We start from the raw sequence: 24,603 nt of genomic DNA, 5'->3' as shown, positions 1-24,603 counted from the left end.
ACAATAGCAAGAGTGAACCACCTGATCCCTTCCCGAACTCAGAAGTGAAACCTCTTAGCGCTGATGGTAGTGTGGGGTTACCCATGTGAGAGTAAGTCATCGCCAGCTCATTATTCGAAACACCCCCAACTTAATCGTTGGGGGTGTTTTTTTATGCATAGTGAAAAAGATAGAGGGGGATACGGAAATTAAGTGCTGGATATCCAACGCTATAAGTTTACATAGAACGATAAAATTATATTAACTGACGTCGTGCATGCTTTAATGCTGTTCTTAACCCTTCTTCTAACGTTGGATGATAGAAGGGTTTATCTAAAATTTCATGTATGCTTAGTTCTTCTAAAATCATCCAAGCTAATAAATGTGCCAAATGTTCAGCTTCCGCGCAGAATAGCTCAGCTCCTAATAGTTTATGGCTAATTGTATCCACATATACTTCGGCAGCCCCTTTATTTTTAGCAGCAACAATCGCACGACCTTGTTTTTCATAAGAAACGTAACCAATGACGAATTCTGTGTTTTTATCTTGTAGATGCTTATAGCTTTGCCCAATGGTTGCCATTTGTGGTGTAGAAAATAAGATGCCTAGAGGTATTAGCGTCTTGATGGATTTAGTTTGTGGAAAATTTAAACAGTTTTGTACAGCAAACTTGCCTTCATGAGCTGCTTCGTGTTGGATAGGGGTATTGGTATGTGCATCACCGACGATAAAAATTGGATAATCGGCTAGCTGCTTTGTATCTGGATTGATTGGCAAATTTTTTAAATCTTTAAATTCGGCACTTATACGTTCTAAACTTAAGGTATTTAATAATGTACGTCTGCCAGTTGCAGCTAATACATAGTCAACTTGTAGTGTCTTCTGTACGTTTTCTTCAGTATAGGTTAAATGAACTAGATCTCCTTCAATAGAATAATGTTCAGGTAAAATTTCAAACTTTAGCTTTAACTCTTTACTTAATTCTTCCTGTGCGAGCTTTTGCAATATAGGGCTACTCAGTGAGCCAATTTTTCGACTACGTGCAAAAACTGTGGTGTTTACATTGAGGCGTGTTAAAGCCTGCGCTAATTCCAAAGCGATGACGCCACTTCCAATAACTGCGACTGATTTAGGGAGTTGTTCTAATTCAAATATCTGATCTGATGTAATTAATTTATCGCCTAATATTTTTTTTTGTTCAGCATCTATAGCAGGAGTTGTACCTACAGCAAGGATAAATGACTTAGCTTTAAATGTTTGGTTGTTTACTTGAATGGTATTTGAATCAATAAATTCAGCTTTACCTGAAATTTTATGCTGGCTTGGCCAACTTTCAACATCTTTTAACGTGGCTCGTGTAAAACGATTACGTAAGGTTTGAACATGTTGCATGACGCTAGAGGTATCAATTTCACTTTTGACATCTAGGCCTAAATTATCAGCATGTCCTATTTCGTACATACGGTTGGCAGTAGAGATAAGTATTTTACTGGGCATACAACCGACACGTGCACAGGTGGTGTCCCACGGACCATCATTAATGATAAGAATATTTTGTGTTTTTTTAATTGCTTCTTTATAGGCTGAAATGCCTGCTGTTCCCGCACCGATAATGATGATGTCGTACATAAAATTCTCCTTCATATTTCAAATTTAACATATCAAAGATTTGTCTTCCTTTTGTTTACATAAAGCTATAACTGTGGTTACATAGCAACCAATAAATATTTATAACAACTCTATATATATTGAGGGTTTTAGGGGAATTCCATGCAAAAAAACAAGTGACTATGAAACTGTCAGCTGTAGCTTTAGCCGTATTGTTGGCAAGTTGTGGCGGTGGTGGTAGTGATGGGTACTATAATAAAGGTGTTAGTGCTCCTACCGCAGGAACAGGAACTGGCACACAAGAGGAAAACCTGTTTAAAAATATTCAAATTCAGTATCTTCCAATAGTAGAAAAACTTAATGCGCGTGGAGATACTTTTACAGTGTCTGTACGTGTAATGAATGATGGAGCTATTTTACCTAATGTTGCTTTAATAGTTGAATCTACAGATGTATTAAAGAATAAAGCTGCGATTGAGTACATTCCATCAAGTGAGGAGGTAGAGGGTGAATCCGCAGGAATCAAAACTGATGGACAGGGTATTGCACGATTTAATGTTAAAGTTGATGCGGGCTTGGATGAATCCACGATTAATGAAATCTTGAAAGGTGTAAACGTTAAGGTATCTGTTAAGGATGATAAAGGTAATACTTTAGCTTCAGCAGCTCATCTTATTTCGGCTTATGATCCAGAAAAAGAAGTAGTTGAAATACCGAACAAATATGATTGGAGTATTTTAACCGACAAGCAGGCACTTGCAGTTGTTGGTGATAAAATTGCTGTGCAGATCAAACTCAAGGCTATTAATGGAACTGACTCTGTAAATAATAAGCCAATACAGATTTCACTTGAAAACTCATTTAATAATCAGCTTGCAATTTCAAGTGAATCAGTCGCTTCAACTAATGAGGAAGGTTATGTTGCATTTACTATTAGTTCAAAACTGACAACAGCATTGACCGAAGCACAAATAGCAAACATGCTTTCACAAGGGTTAAAATTCAAAGTACAAGTTGTTGAATCTGGCGTTGTGACGAGCGAACAAAGCAAAACGATTGCTTTAGTAAAGTATATTGATGAAAGTTTGTATGGCGGTATTAACTCTATGAGTCTTGGCCAATTGACCTCTAACAATGGAAATTATATTCAAGAGGTTTACTTGGATTTGGGTGAGGAACATGCTAACCAGGACGTAACGATCTCATCTCGTGCCATTCAATATAGTAAAGGAAAATATTATTTTTCAAATAATATTGGTCTTTATCCATTAAGCTCAGCAATTTGTACCTTAAATAATTCACCTGTTAAAAACGAGACAGGTTTAGACTGGAATGGTAATTCAATTACTTATGCTGCCTTGGTTTCTGAAAAACTAAAACTCAATAATATTGATATCAATAATGTTGTCTATTTGAATAAGGCGGGGCTTACTAATTCGACACTCTCATTTGTAAAAGTGAAAACTGATGTAGATGGTAAGGCGATTATTAATCTTGTTTATGATAAAACTTATTCCAAATGGTTAAACTTAAGTCTAAGTGCACGTTTGGAGAATCAATCTGTTCCATTCGGTAGTACTTTTGATTTTCAACTACCATTAATTGAAACAGATTATAATGATCAAACAGGAACAGGGCCGAATATGATTAGTCCATTTGGTATGTCAGATGATTGTTTTAATGCAAATTAATTAAAAACAGCGCTTCGGCGCTGTTTTTTATTGAGAGATTTAAATAGAAGTCCCCACACTCACACCCACCGTCGGGCGCACTTGCATAGAACTACAAGCACTCAGAGCCAAGACACATATCACCACCAATAAAACTTTATTCATGCAACAAACCTTGAGATTTTGCCTGATGAAATAACGCACTAGAACGAGCGCCACTACGACAAATCATCAGAATGGGTTTTGGAAGCTCATTATAATATTTAGCGAATTCAAGAATGTCTGTTTGAGAAATTTTACCGCTGTTGACAGGTTGATAAATCACACTGATCTGGGATTTTTCCGCGATATTGCGTAATTCACTCACCTTGACTGCATTACCCATCTCTTGATCAGGGCGGTTCACAATCACAGATTTAAAACCTTGCCGCATCAACTGTGAAAATTTGGCAGCATTCATCTGACCTGCAACACTGACTTTGGTATTTAAAGTCTGAACATCGTTTTGAGCGTGACTCAGCGGGATACTGCTACAGATCAGAATACAGCAAAATACATATTTGAGGATGGGTTTAGTCATCCAAAAGATCCATCTGTTTTGCTAGTTGATACAGGTTGTTTGAACGGTTACCTGTACGGCAGAACATTAGAACTGGCTTTGGCAATTCATTAAAATGATTAGCAAAGTTACGGACATCTAGCTCAGAAATTTGACCTGCAACAACAGGTTGATGAACATAGTCTAAACCAGCGCTACGAGCTGCTTCTTCAATTTGAGCACTGGTTGGTTGCTCAGGACCACCTTCCATGTCAGGGCGGTTATTGATAATCGATTTAAAGCCTTTTTCAACCACTTGCGCTACATGTTCTGGGCCGATTTGACCTGCAAAACCAACATTTTCGCTCATTGAGTCACTCCATAATTTAATTCATAGATTTATGCTTTATGATAGCATTAAGCACAAACTTGAGCAGAATGTTCTTAAATTTTTATAAGCGATTACAACCATAAAATAACGCAATGGAGCGCGTATGCACGCCTATACAGTCGAACCACTGTATGTCAAAAGCGGACAAGATGTTATAGCTGCTGACTTTTATCGTCCAAAATCTGTTGAAAAACCTGCAGTCATTCTCATGGCACATGGTTTGGCGGCATTACGCCAGTTTAAATTAGTGCAATATGCCAAGCGCTTTGTGCAAGCAGGCTATGCTGTCGTGTTGTTTGATTATCGCTATTGGGGTGGCAGTACAGGGCGTCCGAGAGAGTTGGTGAACCTTAAAGCTCAACTTGAAGATTGGCGGACCATGATCGATCATTTACAGCAGCGTAAATCGATTGATTCGAGACGCATTGTATTATGGGGAACATCGCTGAGTGGTGGCTATGTACTTAGTTTGGCGGCAGAGCTTAAAAATATTAAAGCGGTGATGGTACAAGTACCATTTGTCGACGGCGCTGAAAGTGCAAAATTGTATCCCCTACAGCAATTACCCAAAGCGTTAAAATTATCGAGTCAGGACTATATGGGTTCTAAAGTTGGGATGAGCCCAACGACTTTACCTGTAGTTGATCCACATCGATTGTGTTTTTTACAGTCTGAAGACAGTTATGCGGGCTACTTATCGATCGTAAATCCTGATTTTTATTGGAGTGGCGAAATTCCAGCTCGGGCCTTTTTTAAGTTAATCCGTTATCGCCCAATTTTGGATGTCCGTAAAATTAGCATACCAGTACTTTTTATTGCAGCCAAAGAAGATAGTTTGATTCCCATCGAATCAAGCCGAGAAACTGCGACCAATATTGCACCATATGTGCAGTATTATGAGTGGGAAATGCAACATTTTGATATTTATCACGGGCAATGGTTTGAAAAAGCCATGGCAACCCAATTAGAATTTTTACATCAACATGTTGGAGTCAGCTAAATGATCGTTGTGTGTCCTGAATGTGGTGCAAAAAACCGTGTACCTGAAGAAAAACTCGAAGTTGGACCTGCATGTGGTCAATGTCATCAAGCATTGATTCCATTGGCGCCCATCGAGTTGAATGAAAAGAACTTTGCAAATTTTATTAGCAATAGTGATTTACCTGTGCTGATTGATTTATGGGCTGAATGGTGTGGACCATGTAAGATGATGGCGCCACACTTTGCACAAGTTGCAAAATCTAATCCGAAGGTGGTTTTTGCCAAAATTGATACCGAAGCAAACCCTCGATTGAGCGGTGCATTTAATGTTCGTAGTATTCCTACACTGGTTTTGATGAATAAAACCAACGAAATTGCTAGAATAAGTGGTGCAATGCGTGCTGGTGAGTTACAACAATGGCTCAACCAGCAGTTAAATCTACCTCAATAAATGTCAGCGCCAGGAGCTAAAGTGTCAGAAACTCATGTAAAACCTGAAGGAACGCTTTCCCTACAAACCATCGCGATGCCTGCAGACACCAACTGGAGTGGTGATGTTTTCGGTGGTTGGATCGTGTCACAAATGGACTTGGCCGGTGCAATTCACGCAGAGCGTTTCAGTCAAGGACGCTGTGCAACGATTTCAATTAACCAAATGACCTTCCTCGTTCCAGTGAAAGTCGGGGATGTCATCAGTGTATATACCAAAATTTTAAAAGTGGGTAATACCTCTATCCAAATGCAGATTGAAGTTTGGGATAGCCATGACAGCTCACGTGATCCAATTCGCGTAACCGAAGGTGTGTTTACATTTGTCGCTGTGGATGTGAAAGGTGCTAAGCGTCAAATTCCTGCGGATGCAAAAGCTAAATTTGCTGCAGATCAAGCTTAATTAAAGTTAGACGCAAAAAAAAGCCGCTCAATCGAGTGGCTTTTTTATTAATCACGAATTAAAACTTAGAACATTGTATTTGAATTGGCACTGGTTTCAGGAATGCTTTGTTGCACATCCCAATGTTCGACGATCTTGCCATTTTCAACACGGAAGATATCAATAATCGCTTCTCCACGGTCTTGATTATTCTGCGTAGAGTGCACATGTAAATAGACCAAATCACCTTCGGCAGCGGCACGTTTGATCTGGTTTTTTGCTTCAGGATTTTGTTTAAAATACTGGATGAAATAATCGACAAAAGGCGCTTTGCCATCAGGTACATGCGGATTATGTTGAATATATTGATTGCCAATATATCGGTCAGCATATGTCTTAACCTGATGTTTAAGAAAGACACCTTCATAAAAATCAATCACGATTTTCTTATTTTCCGCTGCTTGGCTGGTTTGAATATTGCTTTCAGCTGTTTGTGTTGGAGTCGTTGGCGTTGCAGGAATAGTACTTTGACATGCAGTTAAAAACACCACCAGGCTGATGAGTGAAAGGGGAATGATTTTTTTCATAAAGTGCTCAATATATTTGTGTCGTGCAAGCATATTGAGCGGAATTACGGCGTATAAATAGTAAAAAACAGTCTTGATTTTGCTGAAATTTGGTAAAACTTATACTTACCTAAAAGTAAGTTTTATTTACATTTATTTATTTTTCAGAGCGGGTTTTGCCACCCACGCCCAAAGCATTTCACATTGAATCGGTGCTTCACCAGATTCATCGGTGACTAAGACCTGTACTAAGGTTTCACCTTTTTCTGTGCTTTGCATTTGTTGTTGCTGTTCGGGTGTAAGCGTTGCGATGGCTGTCATCCCACCTTGGGTTGGACGTTTAAAATCAACTTTCAGACTTTTAATCAGGACAATGGCACTGTCTGGGACGTTCATTGCTGTGACAAAGCCTGTGGCTGTTTCTGCGATCAGCGCCATGGCACAGGCATGTACTTGCCCGATATGGTTTTGCATCGCCTTATGATTGGCGATGCTCACCTCAACACGCTCAGGGCTGACATGTTGATATTGGATTTTAGCCGTTCCAACCATGGGCACGACACGACCAAAAGCTCGACTGAGCAAACGACTTTGAATACCTTTGGGTAATTTAGAGCTTGCTTTGACCAGTTTATTTAGACGATTTGGACGTGCCATATTGACCTCAATGGCAGTTGTGCTGCCTTAATCTTTAAAGTTGTTAAATTGAAGCGGCACACCAAACTGTTGCTCTTTTAAGAACGCCATCACTTGTTGCAAAGTGTCACGTTTCTTGTCAGTCACACGAATTTTGTCGCCTTGAATAGAAGATTGCACTTTAATGCCGCTTTCTTTAATGGCTTTATTGATTTTTTTTGCAGTATCAGAGTCAAGACCGTCTTTTAGTTTGATCACTTGAATGACGTTTTTACCAGAAGCGGTCATTTTTTGTGGATCGAGCGCTTGAATGTCGACTTTACGTTTGAAGAAATGATTTTCGAGCATGGTATACACTTGCTCACATTGGAAATCGCTTTCTGTTGAGATTTTGATTTCCTTATTTTTCTCATTTAACTCAATTGAAACGTCATGACCGCGGAAGTCAAAACGCGTCGCAATTTCTTTTTGCGTGTTTTGAACTGCATGATTTACTTCAAAAACTTCTAATTCGGAAACAATATCAAAAGAAGGCATAGATTAGACCTTTACAAAGGGAAAGAATATCTGAGATGCTAGGGATGTTTTCTTCATTTGCCAAGTGTTGTTTACATCAAAAGGAGTGCGCAATGATCCGTAAACAAGAAATTACAACATTTGAGTTCCCAGAAGACTCGATTATCTGGGATGTTCGCGATGCAAGTGCTTATGCTGAGGCACATGTGAAAGGTGCGGTTAACCAACCGATCACCGCATTGTCATCAGATGCACTGACTCAGGTGTCAACGGATCAACCCATTTACATTTTATGTGGTGGCGGAAGTAAAGCTCCACGTGCAGCAGAGTTACTAGAGGGTTTTGACAGCTCACGTGAATATGTAATCTTAATGGGCGGCACGCGTGCTGCTCGTGATGCTGGTCTTCCTTTGGAACAAGGGAAATAAGATCGAATCAAAAAAAGCGCCGAAAGGCGCTTTTTTATTGCGCGTTATTTTTCTGGAAGAGGAGTTGAGGGTACATGACCTTGAAAATAAGGCTTCTTGGTTTTTTGTTTGGCTTTGGCGCGTCTTATAAAACGTGCTGCATGAATTTTATCGAGTAGCTGTGTTGGAATAGGGCAGGCTTCTTTTAAGACTAGCGCGGCAATGATTTCACTACAGAGCGGTGCATACAGGAAACCTTTAGAACCGAGTCCACTACAGCTATAAATGTGCTGATCTTCATGGACTGCACCAATTACCGGGAAAAAGTCTTTTGTCTGTGCGCGAATCGCGGCACGCCCTTGCCATTGCTCAATCGGTGCTAAGGTTTTGGCAAAGTCGGGGAACACACTGTGGATAAGTTCATAGTTATGCACATGATCTTCAGTGAGAGCGTCGGTGTCATCACGGCCGGGATAAAATGACGCGCCCATAATCATCTGTTCGGCATCCAGTTGCATACAATAGCCCCCATAACTATAGGCGGTATGCATATCCATTTGTTGAGCGGGATTGTTCAACCAACTGACTTGTCCACGAATGGCACGCAGTTCTGGATAATCTGTTTGTAGCTGCATACTGTCACGTGCCGCACAGAGAATGACATGCTCGGCAGATGGAAGCTGCTGATCCTGGGTAAATAGCGCAACGCCATTTTGTTGTTGCTCAATGCGTTGAATATCTGCTTGTAACAACTCAATGTGCGGATGTGCCAAGATTTGGTCACGAAGCTGATGTGGACTGACTGCGCCTGCTTGTTTTAAGAGCAGGGTTGGAAATACTGAAGCTAATTGATTTAGCGTGCCTTCTTCAGCAGCTAACACCTCTGAAGGATAAGCTTGAGCTAAATCAAGATGCTCTGCTTTATTTTTTAAAATAGATTGGTGAATCTGTAAGGGACGAAATGCCTTGAAGTTTTGATAATGCTTGAGCGCATATAACCAACTCAGGGTCATCAAATGTTCAGCACTTTGTTCAATTGAACTGAGTTTAGGGTTGAGTAGGGCAAGAGGATTACCCGACCCACCGCTGAGTGGTGCTGATTTCTCGTAAATACGCACTTGATGCCCACGTTGAGCAAATGTCCAAGCACAGCTTAAACCAGCTATGCCAGCGCCAATAATCGCGATTTGACGGGGCTTATGACCTAGAGTGATTTCAGAATTTTTTTTTTCGTCTAAAGTGGGTATGTCAGCAACTACGGATTGATCATCTGATCTTTCAGGTGCGAGCCAAAAAGCTTTGAGCATTTCACGCTTATGAGCAAAGCCACGAGGTCGTGTAATGGTAATACCATGCTCACGTAAGCCGCGTTTCAGTACACCTGCCACACTAAATGAGGCAAAGGTCGTCCCAATGTCTGATAGACGCACGATATTTTTGAGTACGTTTTCTTCCCACATGTCAGGATTACAGGCGGGTGCAAAACCGTCCAAGAACCATGCATTGACCGTAGCAGTTTTTGCCATGACCGGAAAAACGTCGTGTGCATCGCCTAACCAAAGATCAATTGAAAAACGCTCTTCTGGAAAATTGAGTCGATGACATCCCGCAATGGGTTCAGGATATTGCGCAATCAGTTGCTGTGCCAAAGGCTGTAATTCAGGCCATGCATTTAATGCACGAATGAGGTCTGCTTTAGATAAAGGAAATTTTTCTACAGAAATAGCATGTAGATGGCTGTGATTATCTGGACGAACCTGTTGCCATAATTGCCACAGGGCCAAAATATTTAAGCCTGTACCAAAACCTGTTTCACCGACACTGAAATATTCAAAATCAGTCAGTGCCGCAAGGCGAGTGTCGAGGTCATTCCCTTTTAAAAACACATGACGTGTTTCGAGTAGGCCATTATCCTTCGAAAAATACACATCACCAAACTGTTTAGACACTGGAATATCAATGCCATCGATCATTTGCCAATCGAGATCGGCAGTCTGAATTGCACCTGACAAAACTCAAGCAACCTTTAAATTGAAGTAGAAAAACGAATTACCATTGACGACGACGTTTGGTATAGACGTAACTGGCCAACAAGAAACCTAAAATCACGCCAACACCGAGTGTGGTCCCGCCATATAAAAACATCTGCGCGCTACGTTCACTTTGTAGCACTTGTACTTGTACGCCCAAGCTATCATTTTTAAGTTGTAATTCTTGGTTTTGCGCCAAGGCTTCAAGGTTAGCTTTTTCTAACTGTTGTAAGCGTACAGATTGGTCTTTGACCATCGCTTTGACTTTGGCATCTTGCAGCGCTTTATTTTTTGCCAATTGCTCAATGGTCAATGGATTTGCATCTTGAGGTTGACCATTAGGATTGACGGTTGCCGCCACTTTAATGATGCCCGGTTTATTGGCAGGAATGGTATGCGGCACAGGATTGGGAGGAGGTGTTGCAGTCGTTGCTTGAGCAGCAGGGGCTACAGCAGGTGCAGGAGCCGGTTCTTCAGCCCATGCAGTTGAACAAATTAAAGATAAGCCCAGTAAACTAGAAACAACGACGCGCATGAACCTTATCCTTTAGGAAATGCTTTGTTAAATGGTTTGACATCAATTTGGCCATAAACCCCTTCTTTGAGGAAAGGTTCATCTGCCAACCATTGGTCTAGGGCTTCACGACTATCAAAATCGACAATGATCGTACTGCCATAAAAACCAGCTTGCGGGTTTGCCGGATCTTTAGGCATCGCACCTGCAACAATCAGACGACCTTCATCATCAAGTTTTTGTAGACGTTCAAGATGTTGAGGACGAACTGCAAGGCGCTTTTCCACTGTACCTTCATTATCTGTACAGCTTACGACGAATAATGGCATGACTTTTCCTGATTTTTGACCGAATGGATTATTCTGAGGTCTTAAAGTATTTACGTAATACAATAAACTGAATAATGATAAAGGAAAACATCACGATCATGTCACCAAAAGCAGTGAATTCACCCCAATATTTTCCGTCTGCAAACAAATAAGCGAAAAAGGTGTGTAAACATGACATCACCACGAACATTGCAGCCCATGCATAGTTCAATCGTTTCCAACCGACAGCGGTTAAATTTAAGACTGGACCAAATAAACGTTCGATGAGCGGTTTCTTATCTTTACTAAACAGTGGAGAAAGTAAAAACGCCCCTGCGAACACTAAGTTCAGTAAAACGGCTTTTAAGCGAATATAAAAATCATCGCTTAGCATCAGGGTAATACCACCAAAAATCACGGTCATGAACAACACAATCCATTGCTGTTTATCTAGACGGAATTTTTGCATGACAAACAATGCACCATAAACCACAAGCATGGAAATGATGAGACCTGATGTTGCCACAAGAATGTTATTGTTATCGACACCCCCAGCAGAACCAATCAATTGTAATAATGGGTGCTGCGTATCTTTTGGATCTACAGTTTTATATAAATAAAAGAAAATAATGAGTGGCACAAAGTCTAAAAGTGCTTTCATGTTAGAGTATCTAAATCTGATCAAATAAATGACATAGTATAGAGATGCAAGGCGTAGATTTACATACACACAGTAATATTTCTGATGGTACTTTGTCACCAGAGGCTTTGGTGCAGGCCGCAAGTGCTATTGGAATTCATACGCTGGCTTTGACTGATCACGATACGATGGACGGATTGTTGGCAGCAGAGCAGGTCGCGCATGAATTAAAGCTGCAATTAATCTCTGGTGTGGAGATTTCTAGCCAGTGGTCGAGACCTGCAACCAAAAAAAGTTATGGTGTACATATTGTCGCTTTAAATATGCAAAATCCTGCGCCCTTACAAGCCTTATTGATGGATCAAAAGCGTATTCGAGCGGAACGTGCTCGGCAGATTTGTGACTTATTGATACCGTTAATTGGTCAAGATATTTATAGCGATGTGATTGCCAAGGTTGACCATATACCAGATCGGGTAACACGCACGCATATTGCCAAAACTTTGGTGGAAAAGGGTGTGGTTTCACGTCCACAACAAGCTTTTGATAAATATATTAAAGAAGGCAAAAAAGCCTTTGTAAAATTTGAAGGTCCGAGTCTTGCAGAAACCATTGAGGTGATTCATGCCAGTGGTGGCTTTGCGGTGTTGGCGCATCCAACGCGTTATGATTTATCTGCGACCAATATTCGTTATTTGATTGAAATCTTTGCTGAAGCGGGTGGTGATGCAGTGGAATTACCACCGGCAATTGAGCCATTATCGACTCGTCAAATGGTGGATCGTATGATTGCTGCCTTTAACTTAAAAGTTTCTGTTGGCAGTGATTTTCATGGTGACAATATGCCGTGGATTAAACTCGGCAATATCCCTCGAGTGAAAGAGGAGCAAGTTGGAATCTGGGAGAGCTTTGTTTAAAGCCTTACGCGATGATTGCTCTCACTTACATATCTTCGATGTACCAAAAAAGTGTACGGCAAAGCTATGTAAGCGAGGGTTTAGACGCAGTGATCAATTACAGTAAGTTATGATCTTTGGCTTGAATCGGTGGTGGGGTGGGTTTTCCTAAAGTCCCAAGTAATTCAATTTCAATAGTACGCACCATCGAGTCCAATGGAAGGTCATTACTTTGTGTACCAAAGGGCTCTTCAATCTCTGAACTCAGCGCATCTAAGCCTAAAAAGGTATAGGCCAAAATCCCGACCAAAAGGGGGGTCGCAAGACCTAAAGTAGAACCCAAGCTAAAGGGTAAGACAAAACAGAAAAAATAAACAGTTCGATTCAGCAAGACCGAATAAGCAAACGGTAATGGCGTAGTGGCAATACGGTCACAGCCGGTTTGTACGGTGCTGAGTTCCATCACATGCTGATTCATCTGGGTATAAATAATATCTGAAATTTCACCATCTTTGAGCGCTTGCATTAGCTCCCATTGGATCAAACTCAACGTGTACTGCGGTGCATTGGCCTGTTGGTATAACTGGGTGATGGCATTCGCACTCATGCCGCTGGTTTCAACCAGTTCAGTGGGATTGGCGGTTTGATGGCGGAGTCGGTCACGTAAAACGTTGGCAAAGACGATTACATGTTGAATCACACGTTCACGACGGCCTTGACTGAGTAAACGGCAGTCACGGTCAAAATGTCGCGCATTGGCAATCAAAATGCCCCATAAACGCCGAGCTTCCCACCAACGGTCATAGCAGGCTGAGTTTTTAAAGCCTAAGAAAATCGACAGCACAACACCGATTAGGGTAAAGCCGACCAAAGGAAATTCGGTAAAATGGAAGATATCGACATAGGATAAGCCGCCCACAATGGCAGACAGCAACATAACGATCCCGAGCGGCGGTAAAACCTTAGGTAAAATCGTTCCTCGCCAAGAAAATAGCAGTTTAAAAATACTCGGTTGGTCACGGACGATCATGTTCGAATGATAATTTCTAGTTTTAAAAAATTATGATGATCTTCGGGTTTGCTCAAGCACTTGTCAATAACTGTTTCATGCAGATAAGTGTGCTTGGAGCAAGCCATGTTCAGCAAAGGAAAAACTCCCTTCTGTGGAGATAATGCAATGATCGATCAGTCGAATTTCTACCAGCTGACAAGCCTGCTGAATGAGTCGAGTCAATTCAAGATCGGCAGCAGAAGGTTCTGCACGACCGAAAGGATGATTATGTGCAATGACAATACTGCTGGCGTGTTCAGAAATGACATAACGCAGCAGTTGATTGATGGAAATTTCACAGGTATTGAGGCTGCCATAAAAAAGTTTTTTAAAGTTTATTTTTCTTAAATGTGCATCTAGACAGAGCACGCCAAAGACTTCTTGACGTTCCGATAAAAATTCAAAGCGAAGAAAGTTTTGCAATTGTTCAGAGTGTTGCATGTGCAAGGCTTCATTTTGAAAATGTTGACTCACATAGCGTTTACCGAGTTCTTTTACCGCCATAAGCTGCGCATATTTACTGTTTCCAATGCCATGAAACTGGCGCAAATCCTCAAGTGACGCATCCATCAGCGCTTGCAACTGACCAAAATGTTGGATCAGGACTCGTGCGAGTTCGACAGCAGAGTGCTGCTGGGAACCAGAGCGTAGGAAAATAGCCAGTAGCTCAGCATCGGATAAACTTTGTGCGCCTTGTTGAATCAGCCGCTCACGTGGGCGCTCTTGTTCAGGCCAATTTTTAATTGAATTATTCATTATTCTTAGACTTTTTTATTATCAGTCAATCGGCTTTTTCACAGCAGATTGTTGGGTCAGTGCATATTTAATGCTATTGTGAGCGCCACTGCAACAGATAGGTAGCCTGTTCGTGAGCTTTGATTTAAGTGTAATGCCCACAAAAAATATTCTTTTAGGTGTCACTGGTGGTATCGCAGCCTATAAAAGTGCCATTCTTGTCCGTCGGTTAAAAGATGCCGGATTTGATGTGCGCGTGGTGATGACTCAAGGTGCGCAAGCCTTTGTGACCTCGCTAACGTTTCAGGCGCTTTCAGGCAACCCTGTGCATACCGAATTACTCAATCCCGAAGCAGAAGCGGGCATGGGGCATATTGAATTGGCACGTTGGGCTGATTTGGTATTGGTTGCTCCTGCAAGTTGTGACACGCTGGCAAAATTTGCGGCGGGTTTAGCAGATGACCTTCTTTCGACACTTTATCTTGCGACTAAAGCACCCGTCTGGGTTGCCCCTGCGATGAATCAGCAAATGTGGGCAGCCAAAGCGACACAGCGTAATTTAAATACACTGGTTGAAGATGGCGTACATGTGATCATGCCCGATGCCGGTTCTCAAGCCTGTGGTGATGTGGGCTTAGGGCGTATGCCTGAGCCAGAAGATTTAGCGGATCAAGTGACGGCCTATTTTCATCAAGCACAGCGAGCTATTGCTGAAAAATTTGGCATGCTTGCAGGCAAACATGTGGCGATTACAGCCGGTCCAACACGTGAGTCGATAGATCCTGTACGTTATATTTCCAACCACAGTACAGGTAAAATGGGGTTTGCACTGGCAGCGGCTTGTTATGCAGCTGGTGCTAAAGTAACGCTGATCGCAGGACCCGTCAGTTTAGATACACCAAATGGTGTACGACGGATTAATGTGCAGTCTGCAATTAAAATGTTAGATACCAGTCTGCAAATGTTAGATGAAGGCTGTGATATTTTTATCGCAACAGCGGCTGTTGCAGATTATCGCGTGGCAGAAGTTGCAGAGCATAAAATCAAAAAAGCTGGCGATGAACTCAATGTGGCTTTAATTAAAAATCCAGATATCGTTGCAACGATTGCGCAGCAGTCAAAACGTCCATTTATGGTTGGATTTGCCGCCGAGACACGCAATGTCGAAGAGTATGCTGCCGGCAAACTTGTGGCAAAAAAACTCGATATGATTGCGTGCAATGATGTTTCACGTAAAGACATTGGTTTTGCTTCAGACGAAAATGCCATGACTGTGTTCTTCGCAGATCAATATCAAATGGAAAAGCGTGATTTAGAGAAAGCCTCAAAACAAGAAATTGCACAGCAATTGGTGGAAGCCATACATGATGCGCTACATCATGAGCCTGAAACAGACGATGAATAATTTCAGTTGATTCCTTAAAAATCCCCGCAATGTTTGGGGATTTTTTTTATGGCGCTTTTACGATGTTTTGTTTAAGGCTCTATATTGAAAAAATCACAATAGGATCGTTTTGATGTTGAAACTTTGACGGCTAGGAAACTACTACCAAAATGGTCATTTTCAACAAAAATATGTCAGCAAGAGACCAAGGCTGTCAGTGTTTTAAAACAGTAAAAATGCAATTTAAGTGATTGATATCAAAATTAAATATAAAATTGAGAAATCTTGATAATTTGGCTTGTACTGTGTGTTTTATTGGCTATTATGAAGCAAACAATGAGGAATGTTTGGATCGGAATCTGTGATCGGTCTGACTTTTTCATCAAGAATAAATGCATCATGGGGGATGCAATATGTTTCGATGGCTCACCATTTTTTTACTGTTGAGTTTGGCTGGTTGTAGCTATTTTGTCTCGACAGATGAATTATCTCGGCAGATTGAGCAGCAGATGCAGCACGAGTTTGATCAGAATCCAGATTATCGGCAGTACCATTTACGGATTCAAAATATAAAAGTATTAGAACGTAAGGGATTAAGTTTTAAGGCTCAGGCGACGCTGCAATACGATGGTCAGCCTTATACTGTTTTGGTCGAGATCTACAAAGACCTGCAAGGCTATGCATGGAAAATAGATGAAGAACAATTTGCCTTCATTGACGAAGCTGAAATTGCAAAGTATCAGGCGCAGTTAGATCAAGAGTTGAATCATTTGGTTGAGGAATTGGAACAACCAACAGAAGAGGTTGAACCTGTTACATCGGCGCCTGAGAGTTATGTGGGTATGCGTGAGGAAGAAGATCCATCTGATTATCAATGGACTGGCTATGATGATGAACCTTTTCCCAAAGGGAATATTACGGTCAATAGTCATTGAGTGATGATGTGACTGTTTAGATGATTTAGCTGAGTTGTCGATCTTACCAAGCAAGCACTTTAAGAAACATGAAAAATAAAAAAAGCCCGCAAAATAGCAGGCTTTCACTTTTTGAAGATTAATCTTCTAAAACGACTTTAGGATGATCACGTAAATAGTCTTCTGTACGTTGCATTGCATACTTAATATTTTGGATGGCATTTTCCACATCGGCAAAGGTTTTGGCATTACCTCCACTTAAAGCCTGACGCCATTTTCGAGCACCCGGTAGGTTTTGGAATAAACCTAAAATATGACGGGTAATGATAGAAAGCGGTGCACCTTCTTCCATGCGTTTCGCAATATATGGCAGCATCTGATCAATAATATCGAAACGGTTGGGTAATTCGAGATCCCAAAGCTGACCGATCTCAGCCAATAAGTACGGGTTATGATAAGCCTCACGGCCAATCATCACGCCATCAACATGTTGTAAATGTTGCTGTGTTTCAGCAAAGGTTTTCACCCCGCCATTAATTTCGATCAATAAATTTGGACGTTCTTGTTTCAGACGATAAACATCTTCATAACGTAAAGGTGGCACATCACGGTTTTCTTTTGGCGACAAACCTTGCAGCAGGGCAATACGGGCATGCACGATAAAATTGTTACAGCCAGTCTTTGCAACCGTATCAACAAAATGCAGCATTTCTTCATAAGACTGCATGTCATCAATCCCGATGCGGTGTTTCACGGTCACTGGAATATCAACAGCATTTCGCATTTCAGTAATACATTCTGCAACCAAATCAGGCTCTGCCATCAAGCATGCGCCAATTTTATTGTTCTGAACGCGGTCACTCGGACAGCCGACATTGAGGTTTACTTCATCATAGCCCCAGTCCTGTGCCATCTTGGTACAGGTCGCTAAATCTTTGGGATTTGAACCACCAAGCTGTAACACAATCGGGTGTTCTTCGTTGTTATAGTCCAAATGACGATTCGCACCGCCAAATAATATCGCACCTGTGGTGACCATCTCGGTGTAGAGAATCACATTAGGGTTAAACAAGCGTGCAAAGAAACGATAGTCACGAGTCGTCCAATCCATCATCGGTGCAACACTGATTCTGAAATCTTTAGTATTTTCAAGAGTGTCTGATTTAATCATTAAAAATCATCCATTTATGTTGATATTGATACTAAATTATTTGCAACCATTCACGCCTAATTCGCACCGTTTCGATTAGAATTTACGCCATTTTTACGCCATAATGGCGTAAATTTTTCTATGGCGTAAATTTTGTGGGTACTATAGCACAACGAAAACTCAAGGATGGAACAATCCGTTATCGTGCGGAGATCAGAATCAATAAAAAAGGATTTCCTGCATTTAAAGAAAGCCAGACATTTTCTACAAAGCGATTAGCTAGCCTGTGGATTGGTAAACGTGAAGCAGAGATAGATGAAAATCCCGAGATTCTCTTTGGACAGGAAAACTTGGTGGACTTAACCTTAGATGATGCGATTACCAAATATTTAGCAGAGGTTGGTGACCAATATGGGCGTACTAAAACATACTCGCTTAAATTAATTCAAAAGTTACCCATAGCTCAGAATATGATTACAGAAATAGGTTCAACCCATATTTCCAGTCACGTGTCTCTGCGGAAAAAGGGAGTTGATAAACTGAATCTACAGCCAATCGCTACCAGTACATTGCAACATGAGTTATTACATATCAGGGGAGTATTAAGCCATGCTTCAATTATGTGGAATTTAAAAGTAGATTTACCAACATTTGATAAAACCACTGCCCAATTGAGGAAGACTCGTCAAATATCATCGAGTCAAAAAAGAGATAGACTACCTACTTTTGATGAGCTTGAAAGCCTTACAAAGTATTTTGTCAGAAAATGGAATCACTCATCTTACAGCTACCCTATGCACTTAATCATGTGGTTTGCGATTTTCTCTTGCAGGCGGGAAGCAGAGATTACACGGATGCAATTGGATGACTATGATGAAACGAATAAACTATGGAAGATTCGGGATTTAAAAAATCCGAATGGCTCTAAAGGCAACCACAAAGAGTTTAGTGTCCATGATGATTGTCAGCAAATGATTGATTTATTGCTTGATGGAGATATTCGTCATCGGATGTTAAAACGAGGTTACGATGAAAACCTACTCGTGCCATTAAGTCCAAAAACGATGGGGAGCGAATTTAGAAAGGCTTGTAAGTTGCTGGGAATAGATGACTTACATTTTCATGATTTACGTCATGAGGGCTGTACACGGTTAGCAGAGAAAGGAATGACTATTCCACAAATCCAGCAAGTGAGCTTGCATGATTCGTGGAGTAGTCTGGAACGGTATGTATCCGTAAAGGTCAGAAAAAATATTATTTGTCTTAATCAGATTTTAAAACTGATTGCATAAAATTTTTAAATTCCTCAAGTTGAGCTTTATATCTTTCTTCAAGCACAAAAGCCAAGTCAATAATATCAACAAAGTATGGTGCTTTCTGACTTGTATCAAGCTTAAAACAGCAAAAAGGAAATTCTCCATTCCGAGCTTTTTCAAGTCGCTTGGCTTTACTTAGGTGTGGATAATAGATATCACCGACTTGGTCAAGTGTTGGCATTGCAGTTCTAAACTGCATAAATAAGTAGTCTGAAGTCTTGATCGTTGCATTTTTCATAAGGTGCACCTTTATCTTAAAAGATTAAATAATTGATTTTTATCAAGTTTGTCTTGAATTTTTGACTAAACTGCCATCAATCGACTTGATGTGGATATTGTAAAAAAACCGAAAAAAAGGAAAATGTCGTTAAGTGGTACATCTTTGAGGGAATGCAGTGGTTCGAGTAACTGAGTGGAAGATTTCGGCGTTTAATATTTTGGACTATATTTTCATACATGACCTAGCATCGATGTCTACTTTCTCTGATTTGAAGAATGAATTTTATCGCTATGTCGCTGATGAGATTGATACTATAAATTCACAGAGAGGATTTGCTGAGTATAGGGCTGAAGTATATAAGCATTATCTGTTGTGTGGGATTGAATTAAAATTAAATCAGGTGTTTGAGTCAAGATTTAAAAGAATTATTGGTGAGTTATTGCTTAGGGTAAAGAGCAGTGGTTTCCCAGTATCTACATATTTGCAAGATGTTTTTAATATATGTGGGCACTCCAATATTTCCTGTTTGGATGGAACAGTAAAATATAAATTATTAGCTCAATTTTTGTATTTTGATTTTGACTCAGCATCAATGTCATTTTTTAATAAATTGTTGGAACTTAAAATATTAAGTACTGGACGACTTAAAGAGGATAAGATGAGCCCTAAACATAAGGAGGAAATGAATAGAGTCTTTTTAAGGGTATTAATGTTTTGTGAGTTCGAGATATTAAAAAAGCAAATAATTCATAACTATAGCAATATGTTCATGAGATTAGATTTTAATGATATCATTAATGGAAATGTTAGGATAATCAAAGATTTATTAGTTTTAATAAATAAAGAGATAAATCATGAGGAAATGATATTTCATGGTGATGTTAGGAATGTTTCTGCACTAGCTGGAGCTTTTTTCTTTATCGAGGGAAGTGCAAATAATATATATCACAATAAAAAGCAAGTTAATTATAGACCAGATTATAATATCTCAATTAGTGGTGCTTATGATTGTAGAAAAAACTCTGTAAGTAATTTAAATGATGAAGAGAAAAAGGTTTGTACAGAGTATGCAGGAAATAAAATGAAAGAATATGGTTACACATTTAATCAAAGAACATTTTATGATAATTCTGTTAGGCTGTATAGTCTTTATCAATTTATTAGAATTGTATTTGATAATGTCTCAATAGATATAAAATGGCATTATAATTTTGTAGACCAGCTTTGCTATGATGATCCTTATCCAGAAATTTATAAAACTGGATTAAGACAAGCAATAGATGGCTTGCAAATGTACAAGCCAAAAAAAGAGTAATTATAAAATAAGGTTTGAGCTAGTAAAAATTAGTACAGTCAAATAGAATATACTAACTTCCCATCTACAATAATACTTTCTTCAATTGCATATTTATTAATTAAATGTTCAATCATCCTATCTTCATTTTTATTGTGTTTTGATGCGAGTATTTTAAGTAAATCTTTAGTTAAATCTGTTAGGAAATAATGATGTTCTCTTCCTTTCCTATTTTTTTGATAAGATTTTTGATACCAAGCATTAGACAATTGTTTCTTTAAGTTGATATAAGCATGTTGATTTGCATAGTACATAATATCAAAAATTGAATTAACCCAAATGCCAAAGTCAGCATCTTGTAAAGGCGTAAATTCGATCTGATTAAAATCCCTAAAGTCTGATGTATTTTTGTCGATGTAAGTTTTTGCCCATTTATAGAACTCAGGATGATCATAATTTTTAAAGTGCAAAGATTTTGCACTGATAATTTCGCTATGCTTTCTTTCTATTCGTTCAAGTTCTCGACTGCTTCTATAATATTTTCTATAGGTAAAAATAATATAAAGGAATCGAACATAGGTGTTTGAAATGGATGGGTTTTGGCGATAAATATCACGATTATCAAATGATATTTTATAAAGTGCAAAACTCAATAATCGTCTATTTGTTTTATATTTTGAAAAATCACGACTTCTAATCATGAGTTGTTCTTTGTACTCCTCAATCAAGTCCATGATAGTTTCAGAAAAAGTTTCTGTCTTATCCTTTAACCCATCAATTAAATAGTTTTTTAATTCATTAAGATCTTTGATTGAATTTAATTTATCAATGTCCTTATCCATTAGTTGTGGATCATGTTCATCCTCTATATCTATACGTGATTCAAACTCAATTGTGTCCTTATTGATAACATGAAGTAACCAGACACTATCTTCTGTATTCAACTCTTTAACCAGTTTGATTAGATCATCATTGCGTGATGTGTAGCTCATTGTGCTTTCCTTTACTAAGATTTATATAAACTTTATTAAAGGTGAGTATGAGTTTCAACGAATTTTTCTGTATGTTTTCCCACGATTTAGCATGATTTTTTAATAATTTTTTTATAGCTCATAGGAGGCACACCAAAGCACAATTCTGTACCCACGACCTGCAATGACACACCATACAATCCTGTATCATTTGGCTTTGTCATTCAGATGATAGGAGTGACAAAATTGAAGTTATGCAAAAGGCAGTTTTGTGATAGTCCATGACCAGATATTGTAGATAACCACAATGATAGGTCTCTAATATCAGTGAGACAATCAAAGAATACTGATGAATGACACCAGATTTTTGATATATTTACCATCGGATAACTTTAATTGGATTTATCATGTTTTATTTAAAATCTGATTATGCTGGAAGCCTTGATATTGTTATGTTTGAATAATGCTTTAGTTTATTTTAATTTTATTTTTAATTATGTGTAATGACTTTGTTTATAAATATATAATCAACTTATTAAACTATTCATTAAAAGAACTTAATTCAATAATCTCTAATCTAAAATTTAATTATTAAAATAATTGTCACTTCATATGGTTCTAAACTATAGGCAAGTGACCATGAATTTTGAAAATATACCATCAAGTAAAATCTGCGAAGCAAATCTATCCATTGAGATAGAAGATTTTATTCAATCCAGTTTATATGCAAAAAGACAGCCTCGATCTTTTTATAAAAACTTTTGTGAATTAATCCTTGACTTTGATCAAGTCTATAATCCTGATTTTAGTTACTCAAGTTTATTACAATTATTTTGTAATTTACTATATGACTACCATCGCGACCTAGATTCACCAAAAGACTTATTGAGAAGTTTAAAACGCAGATCATTTGATGATTGGCAAAGATATTTCAGTAAAATGAAAAATGATCATTTAAACGAAAGACGACAACATCGTTATAACGAAAGCTTGAATACTAAAAAACTAGATAAGCGATTAACTGAATTAACTGAAAGCTATGAGGCTCTATTGGTTGTAAGCATTGAGTTGAGTTATATCCCCAATGTTAATATCCAGAGAGTAGAAGATGATCTGGAGCGTTTCCTTAGAAAAGTGAAGCGATCTAAATATGGAGATGATGTATTACTACTGGTATGGGCTTTGGAACAAGGTAGTAAGAGCAAAGGCTATCATTGCCATATTACATTTATTTTTGATGAACGAGATCGTATAGGGGCATGGACGATTGCGAATGATATGGGTGAGTTATGGGAGGATATTACAGATGGAGATGGACGTTATTTTAATTGCCATGATCGTCGCTATTTAAAGCAATATGAAGAAAATGGAGTCGTTGGAATTGGGGTAATCTACAGTAAATTACCTTATCAGGTGAAGAAGATGCGTTCAGTCGTGACATATTCAGCACGCCCTGAAAAGGAACAACATCTCAGGATTAAAACCACCAAAAAGATGAAAACCTTTGGTATGTCACAACGTTGATCCCAAAAAATCATAGATATATATCATTAACATGAAGATTGAATATTTTCTTTTTCCCTTACATTCAAAAACATAGGCTTACCCATCGGTAAGCCTTTTTTCATTTAATGAGGATTATCTTATGAATATTACATGCCCATATTGCTACTCTGAAAATGTTAGTCGCTCAACATCAGCATCTAAAAGTTCCAATACTTATGGTTCTATGGCAGGTGCAGGAGTCGGTACGATGATTTCTAAAAGCTTGCCTATACCGATGTCACCTTTATTGGGTGGATTAATGGGGGTAGTTGTAGGGGGGCTAATTGATAGTTTGACACAGCCATCACAACCACAGCAGCCTACCGCTTATTTCCATTGCAACAATTGTCAATGCAATTTCAACTAGGGACAGGAGAAATTATCATGGCACATCAACTTGAACAAATGGCGTATGTTGGTGAAACCCCGTGGCATGGTCTGGGTAATCAGCTTACGCAAAATCAACCCATTGAAGTCTGGGCACAGCAGGCAGGTATGGACTGGCGGATTGAATCATCCGATGTCAGCTACATGGCAAAGAATGATCGGGGGCAATCTATCATCCTGCCGTATGAGGAACAACGGGTCTTATACCGTTCAGATACTCATGCACCCTTGTCGGTGGTCAGCCAACGCTTTCAGGAAGTTCAACCCAAGGAAATCCTTGAGTTTTATCGTGATCTGACCGAGCAATCAGGTTTTGAACTGGAAACCGCAGGCGTACTGAAAGGTGGCAAGAAATTCTGGGCTTTGGCACGTACAGGACAAAGTACAGCCTTGAAAGGTAAGGATGTTAGTAATGGCTACATTCTACTGGCAACAGCATGTGATGGCACACTTGCCACGACAGCACAGTTCACTTCCATTCGGGTTGTATGTAACAACACCTTGGCGATTGCCTTACGCAATGGCAGTACCAGTGCAGGCGTGGTGAAAGTTCCACATAGCACTCGTTTTGATGCAGAAAAGGTCAAACAGCAACTGGGTATTTCAGTCCGTGCATGGGATGACCACATGTATGAAATGAAGCAACTCAGTCAGCGTAAAGTCACCCAACAGGAAGCGACAGCCTATTTTGATGCGGTATTTAACAATACCAATCTCAGTATTGCTGAACAGGATGACAGCATTATCCAGTTCTACCGTAATGTGGCAAATGAAGCCAATGCAACCAATAAAACCGAACCGAATGGACGAGCCATGTCGAAAGTCATGGATATGTTTAATGGTCAAGGACGAGGTGCAGAACTCAGTTCAGCCAAAGGTACAGCCTATGGTTTGCTGTGTAGCATCACCGAATTTGTCGATCATGAACGCCGAGCCATGAGTACCGATCACCGACTGGATTCAGCATGGTTTGGTACAGGTGCAGCCATTAAACAGCGAGGACTGGAACAGGCACTCAGAATGGTGGTCTAACTTTGGTCGGATTTAGAGCCAGTCAAATTAGCCTAAGCAGTATACGCATTGC

The 24,603-nt window shown here is 39.5% G+C and carries 28 protein-coding genes and 1 rRNA gene; 14 read left to right on the top strand and 15 right to left on the bottom strand.

Annotation, left to right across the window (positions count from 1 at the left end; genetic code table 11):
* Window positions 1–108 (top strand): 5S ribosomal RNA (gene rrf, locus FTU83_RS05865); the annotation flags it as partial.
* A gap of 127 nt (window positions 109–235) precedes the next feature.
* On the opposite strand, the gene FTU83_RS05860 is transcribed toward rrf, so the two are convergent.
* On the bottom strand, window positions 236–1,609 hold the full coding sequence (locus tag FTU83_RS05860) for a dihydrolipoyl dehydrogenase (RefSeq protein WP_180105860.1): 1,374 nt from the start codon (window positions 1,607–1,609) through the stop codon (window positions 236–238).
* Between the two features lie 161 nt (window positions 1,610–1,770).
* Between FTU83_RS05860 and FTU83_RS05855 the strand changes: the two genes are divergently transcribed.
* A complete protein-coding gene (locus FTU83_RS05855; protein WP_180105861.1) occupies window positions 1,771–3,279 on the top strand; it encodes a hypothetical protein in 1,509 nt (502 codons plus the stop codon).
* Between the two features lie 136 nt (window positions 3,280–3,415).
* On the opposite strand, the gene FTU83_RS05850 is transcribed toward FTU83_RS05855, so the two are convergent.
* Together FTU83_RS05850 and FTU83_RS05845 are read right to left on the bottom strand one after the other, a co-directional pair.
* Window positions 3,416–3,838, bottom strand: a complete 423-nt coding sequence (locus FTU83_RS05850) for a beta-lactamase hydrolase domain-containing protein (RefSeq protein WP_180105862.1) — start codon at window positions 3,836–3,838, stop codon at window positions 3,416–3,418.
* Entirely contained in the window at window positions 3,831–4,166 is a 336-nt protein-coding gene (locus FTU83_RS05845; protein WP_078191321.1) for a TIGR01244 family sulfur transferase, read from the bottom strand. Before FTU83_RS05845 ends, FTU83_RS05850 begins: the two co-directional genes overlap by 8 nt.
* A gap of 124 nt (window positions 4,167–4,290) precedes the next feature.
* Between FTU83_RS05845 and FTU83_RS05840 the strand changes: the two genes are divergently transcribed.
* Genes FTU83_RS05840 through FTU83_RS05830 form a run of 3 tightly spaced genes read left to right on the top strand, consistent with a single transcriptional unit; the run spans window position 4,291 to window position 6,060 of the window.
* Window positions 4,291–5,187, top strand: coding sequence for an alpha/beta hydrolase (locus FTU83_RS05840; RefSeq protein ID WP_078191320.1), 897 nt, complete (start codon window positions 4,291–4,293; stop codon window positions 5,185–5,187).
* Entirely contained in the window at window positions 5,188–5,619 is a 432-nt protein-coding gene (gene trxC / locus FTU83_RS05835) for a thioredoxin TrxC (RefSeq protein WP_078191319.1), read from the top strand.
* A gap of 21 nt (window positions 5,620–5,640) precedes the next feature.
* The gene (locus FTU83_RS05830) at window positions 5,641–6,060 is read left to right on the top strand and encodes an acyl-CoA thioesterase (protein WP_078191328.1); all 420 of its coding nucleotides are present in this window, start codon (window positions 5,641–5,643) and stop codon (window positions 6,058–6,060) included.
* A gap of 65 nt (window positions 6,061–6,125) precedes the next feature.
* Here FTU83_RS05830 and FTU83_RS05825 read toward each other — a convergent pair whose 3' ends face one another.
* The 3 genes from FTU83_RS05825 to FTU83_RS05815 form a co-directional block, all read right to left on the bottom strand.
* Window positions 6,126–6,626, bottom strand: a complete 501-nt coding sequence (locus FTU83_RS05825; protein ID WP_180004621.1) for an ester cyclase — start codon at window positions 6,624–6,626, stop codon at window positions 6,126–6,128.
* A gap of 132 nt (window positions 6,627–6,758) precedes the next feature.
* The gene (locus FTU83_RS05820; protein ID WP_180105863.1) at window positions 6,759–7,262 is read right to left on the bottom strand and encodes a DUF4442 domain-containing protein; all 504 of its coding nucleotides are present in this window, start codon (window positions 7,260–7,262) and stop codon (window positions 6,759–6,761) included.
* Between the two features lie 27 nt (window positions 7,263–7,289).
* Window positions 7,290–7,778: a YajQ family cyclic di-GMP-binding protein gene (locus FTU83_RS05815; RefSeq protein ID WP_078191316.1), complete on the bottom strand. Its 489-nt coding sequence runs from the start codon at window positions 7,776–7,778 to the stop codon at window positions 7,290–7,292.
* A 92-nt stretch (window positions 7,779–7,870) separates the two neighbouring features.
* Between FTU83_RS05815 and FTU83_RS05810 the strand changes: the two genes are divergently transcribed.
* Window positions 7,871–8,185: a rhodanese-like domain-containing protein gene (locus FTU83_RS05810; protein ID WP_078191315.1), complete on the top strand. Its 315-nt coding sequence runs from the start codon at window positions 7,871–7,873 to the stop codon at window positions 8,183–8,185.
* A gap of 44 nt (window positions 8,186–8,229) precedes the next feature.
* Here the strand turns inward: FTU83_RS05810 and mnmC are convergent, their stop codons facing one another.
* The 4 genes from mnmC to FTU83_RS05790 are packed head-to-tail and all read right to left on the bottom strand — an operon-like array spanning window position 8,230 to window position 11,677.
* Window positions 8,230–10,176, bottom strand: coding sequence for an FAD-dependent 5-carboxymethylaminomethyl-2-thiouridine(34) oxidoreductase MnmC (gene mnmC, locus FTU83_RS05805; protein ID WP_180105864.1), 1,947 nt, complete (start codon window positions 10,174–10,176; stop codon window positions 8,230–8,232).
* A gap of 37 nt (window positions 10,177–10,213) precedes the next feature.
* Window positions 10,214–10,729 carry a hypothetical protein gene (locus FTU83_RS05800; protein WP_078191313.1) on the bottom strand — a complete coding sequence of 172 codons (516 nt, stop codon included), beginning with the start codon at window positions 10,727–10,729 and terminating at the stop codon, window positions 10,214–10,216.
* Window positions 10,730–10,734: 5 nt separating this feature from the next.
* Window positions 10,735–11,037 carry a YciI family protein gene (locus FTU83_RS05795; protein ID WP_078191312.1) on the bottom strand — a complete coding sequence of 101 codons (303 nt, stop codon included), beginning with the start codon at window positions 11,035–11,037 and terminating at the stop codon, window positions 10,735–10,737.
* A gap of 28 nt (window positions 11,038–11,065) precedes the next feature.
* A complete protein-coding gene (locus FTU83_RS05790; protein ID WP_078191311.1) occupies window positions 11,066–11,677 on the bottom strand; it encodes an inner membrane-spanning protein YciB in 612 nt (203 codons plus the stop codon).
* 44 nt (window positions 11,678–11,721) lie between these two features.
* On the opposite strand from FTU83_RS05790, the gene FTU83_RS05785 reads away from it, so the two are divergent.
* Window positions 11,722–12,573 (top strand): PHP domain-containing protein, encoded by an 852-nt coding sequence (locus FTU83_RS05785; protein ID WP_180105865.1) that lies wholly within the window; start codon window positions 11,722–11,724, stop codon window positions 12,571–12,573.
* 97 nt (window positions 12,574–12,670) lie between these two features.
* Here FTU83_RS05785 and FTU83_RS05780 read toward each other — a convergent pair whose 3' ends face one another.
* Window positions 12,671–13,582 carry a bestrophin family protein gene (locus tag FTU83_RS05780; RefSeq protein ID WP_078191309.1) on the bottom strand — a complete coding sequence of 304 codons (912 nt, stop codon included), beginning with the start codon at window positions 13,580–13,582 and terminating at the stop codon, window positions 12,671–12,673.
* 75 nt (window positions 13,583–13,657) lie between these two features.
* Window positions 13,658–14,359, bottom strand: a complete 702-nt coding sequence (gene radC, locus FTU83_RS05775) for a DNA repair protein RadC (RefSeq protein ID WP_180105866.1) — start codon at window positions 14,357–14,359, stop codon at window positions 13,658–13,660.
* A gap of 112 nt (window positions 14,360–14,471) precedes the next feature.
* On the opposite strand from radC, the gene coaBC reads away from it, so the two are divergent.
* Entirely contained in the window at window positions 14,472–15,743 is a 1,272-nt protein-coding gene (gene coaBC, locus FTU83_RS05770) for a bifunctional phosphopantothenoylcysteine decarboxylase/phosphopantothenate--cysteine ligase CoaBC (protein ID WP_180056106.1), read from the top strand.
* 392 nt (window positions 15,744–16,135) lie between these two features.
* Window positions 16,136–16,657 carry an Asp-tRNA(Asn)/Glu-tRNA(Gln) amidotransferase subunit GatC gene (locus tag FTU83_RS05765; RefSeq protein WP_180056107.1) on the top strand — a complete coding sequence of 174 codons (522 nt, stop codon included), beginning with the start codon at window positions 16,136–16,138 and terminating at the stop codon, window positions 16,655–16,657.
* A 118-nt stretch (window positions 16,658–16,775) separates the two neighbouring features.
* On the opposite strand, the gene dusA is transcribed toward FTU83_RS05765, so the two are convergent.
* The gene (dusA, locus tag FTU83_RS05760) at window positions 16,776–17,807 is read right to left on the bottom strand and encodes a tRNA dihydrouridine(20/20a) synthase DusA (RefSeq protein WP_180105867.1); all 1,032 of its coding nucleotides are present in this window, start codon (window positions 17,805–17,807) and stop codon (window positions 16,776–16,778) included.
* A 134-nt stretch (window positions 17,808–17,941) separates the two neighbouring features.
* On the opposite strand from dusA, the gene FTU83_RS05755 reads away from it, so the two are divergent.
* Entirely contained in the window at window positions 17,942–19,078 is a 1,137-nt protein-coding gene (locus FTU83_RS05755; protein WP_180105868.1) for a tyrosine-type recombinase/integrase, read from the top strand.
* Here FTU83_RS05755 and FTU83_RS05750 read toward each other — a convergent pair.
* On the bottom strand, window positions 19,050–19,340 hold the full coding sequence (locus FTU83_RS05750) for a pyocin activator PrtN family protein (RefSeq protein WP_180105869.1): 291 nt from the start codon (window positions 19,338–19,340) through the stop codon (window positions 19,050–19,052). The two genes, FTU83_RS05755 and FTU83_RS05750, sit on opposite strands and share 29 nt — an antisense overlap.
* A gap of 232 nt (window positions 19,341–19,572) precedes the next feature.
* Here FTU83_RS05750 and FTU83_RS05745 point away from each other — a divergent pair, with 232 nt between their 5' ends.
* Complete coding sequence (locus FTU83_RS05745) at window positions 19,573–20,637, top strand: hypothetical protein (protein WP_180105870.1); 1,065 nt, start codon at window positions 19,573–19,575, stop codon at window positions 20,635–20,637.
* A gap of 38 nt (window positions 20,638–20,675) precedes the next feature.
* On the opposite strand, the gene FTU83_RS05740 is transcribed toward FTU83_RS05745, so the two are convergent.
* The gene (locus tag FTU83_RS05740) at window positions 20,676–21,608 is read right to left on the bottom strand and encodes a hypothetical protein (protein ID WP_176537153.1); all 933 of its coding nucleotides are present in this window, start codon (window positions 21,606–21,608) and stop codon (window positions 20,676–20,678) included.
* Window positions 21,609–22,226: 618 nt separating this feature from the next.
* On the opposite strand from FTU83_RS05740, the gene FTU83_RS05735 reads away from it, so the two are divergent.
* The 3 genes from FTU83_RS05735 to FTU83_RS05725 all read left to right on the top strand — a co-directional run bounded on the left by FTU83_RS05735 (window position 22,227) and on the right by FTU83_RS05725 (window position 24,551).
* Window positions 22,227–23,111, top strand: coding sequence for an inovirus-type Gp2 protein (locus tag FTU83_RS05735; RefSeq protein WP_180105871.1), 885 nt, complete (start codon window positions 22,227–22,229; stop codon window positions 23,109–23,111).
* A 121-nt stretch (window positions 23,112–23,232) separates the two neighbouring features.
* Entirely contained in the window at window positions 23,233–23,499 is a 267-nt protein-coding gene (locus tag FTU83_RS05730) for a hypothetical protein (RefSeq protein ID WP_180105872.1), read from the top strand.
* 17 nt (window positions 23,500–23,516) lie between these two features.
* Window positions 23,517–24,551, top strand: a complete 1,035-nt coding sequence (locus FTU83_RS05725; protein ID WP_161419582.1) for a DUF932 domain-containing protein — start codon at window positions 23,517–23,519, stop codon at window positions 24,549–24,551.
* Window positions 24,552–24,603 lie beyond the last annotated feature (52 nt).

It is taken from the genome of Acinetobacter sp. YH12152, from assembly GCF_013418285.1.
Taxonomy (GTDB): Bacteria; Pseudomonadota; Gammaproteobacteria; order Pseudomonadales; family Moraxellaceae; genus Acinetobacter; species Acinetobacter amyesii.
Note: the sequence above shows the minus strand (reverse complement) of the source record. Positions and strands in the feature narration are given on the sequence as shown.